This is a genomic window from Vibrio sp. V23_P3S9T160, assembly GCF_963886625.1.
Taxonomy (GTDB): domain Bacteria; phylum Pseudomonadota; class Gammaproteobacteria; order Enterobacterales; family Vibrionaceae; genus Vibrio; species Vibrio anguillarum.
The window spans coordinates 1-3569 of sequence record NZ_CAWPDB010000068.1 but is presented as its reverse complement, the minus strand read 5'-3'; the positions used below and the strand labels follow the sequence as shown (position 1 = coordinate 3569).

At 39.8% G+C, this 3569-nt stretch carries 5 protein-coding genes; 1 reads left to right on the top strand and 4 read right to left on the bottom strand.

Features of this window, described 5'->3' with window-relative positions; translation table 11 throughout:
- Positions 1-40 precede the first annotated feature (40 nt).
- Together AACU59_RS03940 and AACU59_RS03935 are read right to left on the bottom strand one after the other, a co-directional pair.
- Positions 41-661, bottom strand: coding sequence for a hypothetical protein (locus tag AACU59_RS03940; RefSeq protein ID WP_017050109.1), 621 nt, complete (start codon positions 659-661; stop codon positions 41-43).
- Positions 662-754: 93 nt separating this feature from the next.
- Positions 755-2104, bottom strand: a complete 1350-nt coding sequence (locus AACU59_RS03935) for a hypothetical protein (RefSeq protein WP_161437618.1) — start codon at positions 2102-2104, stop codon at positions 755-757.
- 104 nt (positions 2105-2208) lie between these two features.
- Between AACU59_RS03935 and AACU59_RS03930 the strand changes: the two genes are divergently transcribed.
- Positions 2209-2451 (top strand): helix-turn-helix domain-containing protein, encoded by a 243-nt coding sequence (locus AACU59_RS03930; protein ID WP_026028618.1) that lies wholly within the window; start codon positions 2209-2211, stop codon positions 2449-2451.
- Here AACU59_RS03930 and AACU59_RS03925 read toward each other — a convergent pair.
- Both AACU59_RS03925 and AACU59_RS03920 read right to left on the bottom strand, forming a co-directional pair.
- Positions 2432-2719 carry a hypothetical protein gene (locus AACU59_RS03925; RefSeq protein ID WP_161437617.1) on the bottom strand — a complete coding sequence of 96 codons (288 nt, stop codon included), beginning with the start codon at positions 2717-2719 and terminating at the stop codon, positions 2432-2434. The two genes, AACU59_RS03930 and AACU59_RS03925, sit on opposite strands and share 20 nt — an antisense overlap.
- A gap of 36 nt (positions 2720-2755) precedes the next feature.
- Positions 2756-3241: a hypothetical protein gene (locus AACU59_RS03920; RefSeq protein WP_161437616.1), complete on the bottom strand. Its 486-nt coding sequence runs from the start codon at positions 3239-3241 to the stop codon at positions 2756-2758.
- Positions 3242-3569: the final 328 nt, after the last annotated feature.

Here is a 3569-nt window from a genome sequence, read left to right as displayed (position 1 = left end):
ATAGACATGCTATTAATAACAATGCCTTTTAATTAAGTCATTAAAGAATTTTATTTAAGTTATTTTTAACTTCTTTCTTAAATAAATAATAATCAAAGTCTAAAATAGTTTGAATTAATGCAATAAATAGAAACACTAAACCAGACACAAAAAAGATACCCATGGCATAGAAGAATCCGCCGACCAGCCATTCGGCGATGTTTAGATCATGCTTCAAGACCTCAGAGTGATAAAGGGCGACACTACCCACTAAACCAACGCTAGCGAGCAATGTCATATTTTCTCTGTTGGGTTTAAACACTTTACGGAACTCTGCTCTACTAAAGTATGGAATGTATTCACCTGCGGTATGATTCGCGATACCAACCAAGCAAGTTGATTTCTTCCCTTCCAAATACAGTAAGCTTATTTTTTGACCTGACAGAATATCTACATCACTATTGAGTACATACTTTCTTTCCTGTCCGTTCTCAAATCTAAGCCAAAATACCGTTTTCTTTTTAGTTCTACTGGTTATGTACGATCTACCTGTTACGGTTGTATCAGAATAGGTATGTGTTGTGGATTCAAGATTAGACGAGATGACTTCGCCTGTACGAACAAAGTATTTCGCTTTTCCATTTCCTGATCTTACCTTTGAATGATGAATGGCTAGTTCCATTTAAAATCTCGCTTTATCATTATCTTACTGCTGTTTAATTACACTAGTTGATAGAGATATCTCCCCAAGACAGCTTGAGGAGATGGCATTAAATTATTTTGATAAAGCGACCCACTTCAGATATAGGCTAGTAGCAAGATCTTCATTTTCTGTAAAAAAGAGAGGGATACGACGATCATCATACGCAATACGTAAGCCATCGTGCTGTAGAGTACTAAACGCCCAAGTAAATTGTTTACCTGCCTCCTCTGGCACATCCATAATCAGTTGAGCATTAGCGACTTCCCAGTTAACTGCTGCATGTTCAACCCAACTCCCTTGGACATTTCTTTCCGAAACAGTAACTGTACCATCGTTATGAAAGGCAAATTTAGATAAACTAGGCCGTGCCGATGATGTTCTCGAATCATCCCAGAAGTGATAAAGCGTTTTACCCGCAAAATCAGCGTTTACAATACTGGTATCTTGAGGATAACTGTTTTTATTGATACCAAGCGTACTATTTGCCATTAAAGTCATGTCATTCTGTGGAGTAACAGAAAGGTAGAAATTATCAGCGATAAAGAGAATTTCTTCATGCCCATCATTGGTTTGGTATCCACTGTAGGCGTATTTAATTGGCATACTTCCCGCAGGAACACCATTATCATCTAGCCACGATACGTTCTCAGATGTGAAGGTTACCTGTAACACACCTTCATCTGTAAAGTAGAAGGAATTGGTTGGAATCGCGTCATAAGTATTTCCCACGAGTAATTCTTGAGCGGTTTTAGGTGCAGCAGCTACATTCCCATCTTTGATGACAATTCCGTCAAGATCTGTCCCTTTGTTCACTTCTGAGTCAACGTGACTTTGAATATTAGATAACTCCGTCTTGATAGTGCTGACATTAGAAGCAGATTGAATAATATTATCTTCTAACTTTAGAGCTAAAGAACGAGCGACGAGATGTACCTTTTTAGCTTCATCGGCATCAATACCGCTTTTAGCCTTTATGTAGTCACCAGAAATTAACGCCGAATTGATATTGAGATCACTCGCAACTTCATCAATGGTTTTATCTTCAATAACAGCAAGTGTAGTGTAAGGGTTGAGTACCATAGCACCTGCTGGTGCCGATAATTCAAAGCTTGCTGTAATGGTGCCACCTTTATCCGTATCAAACGTTTGACCTGCTACAGCACGGGCAATGAGCACATAATCTTTATCGCTTTCAGCCAAACTAATGTAGCCTTCAGCATTCGTTGTCCCCTCCAGTTTCTCATCTTCATCAGCGACCTTATTACCATTGCGGTCAACATACACTTCTGCATTAACTAAGTAACCATCAATGATTTGAGCCTGTAGTTCTGAAGTATTACTACCACTATCTCCGTCGTTTCCTCCACATCCTGTGATGATGCCCGCCAAACTCACTGCTAGTAAGGTCTTTTTATTATTCATTCGCACTATTCCTCTTATAAATACAAACTGCACCCATATGGGTGCACATGGATATAGTACTATCTGAGATAGTTCAATGCACCCATTTAGGTGCACTGAATATTATGAACTCGATCACAAAACCAAAGAACATCACTGGCGAAAGGATAAAAAAGACCCGTTTAGACAAAGGCTTGTCTCAGCAGGATGTTGAGCGTATTGCAACATTACGCGGTATGGATCTGACTCGTAGTAAATTAGCTAAGATTGAAACAGGTATGATACGTGTGACGGATGAGATCTTACACAATCTGGCTGTGGTTCTTAATGTTAATGTGAATGTCTTTTTCAATGATAGCGAAGAATAGAATCGCCCTTTTTAACTTCATCACATCCGTAATAGATAGGGGCATCCATGCGCCCACCTGACGAATGAGCGCCAGGATAGCTACTGATTGCCCCCATAGCAAAACTAGCCTTACCACCAGATTCGGAAGTAATTGACATATTCGTAACACCATGCTCACCTGTCGTACTTCCATTGGTAAAGCCAACGTCTACCATATAAGACTCGGGACCACAGCCCCATAAGCTAAAGATCAATGCGAGATAGAGACCATTTTTCCAGTTAACCATTATTAAATACCTTGAGACCATTAAATCCGCCCCCACTTATTGGTTAGCTTTCTTACGACTTTCTAATTCAGAAAAGTGCGTGTTAGGAAAAGGGGTAGTGGAAGATTCACCGACACCATCAAAAAGAACAACGATATCTCTAGTACCTTTAGGATCTTTAACAACCCAACCATTTGGATCGCCATTCTTTTTAGGAGTGCAATCGTTTAATGTTATAGAGCAGCCTTTGGTATAAAAAACTCTGATTCTAGGCCCATCAACAATTACCTGCATTGAGCCATAATCACGCTTAAAGTTCTTGTAATAGTTATCCATTACTTTCATTTTAGCTTCAGCGTCTTTAGGAATAGCGGCAGATATTCGGTGATAAGATTCAAAAGGATATTCCCATCCTTTTGCCCAATAACCATCTATGTGAACTGGCACCCCTATTCTCCCTCCTGATGAATGAGCGCCTGGATAGCTACTGATTGCCCCCATAGCAAAATTAGCCTTACCACCAGATTCGGAAGTGATTGACATATTCGTAACACCATGTTGGCCCTGTCGTGCTTCCATTGGTAAAGCCGACATCAACGGTATAGGGCTTTGGACCACAACCCCATAAAACGCCGATGGTGAATAGGAGGAAGAAACGGTTTTTCCAATTAACCATTGTTAAATACCTTGAGGCTGTTAAATCCCCCCTTCACTTATTGGTTAGCTTTCTTACGACTTTCTAATTCTGAAAAGTGCGTGTCAGGAAAAGGGGTAGAGGAAGATTCACCAACACCATCAAAAAGAACAACAACGTCTGTTACATTCTGAGGTGATTTAATAACCCAATTATTAGGGTCACTATTTTTTTTAG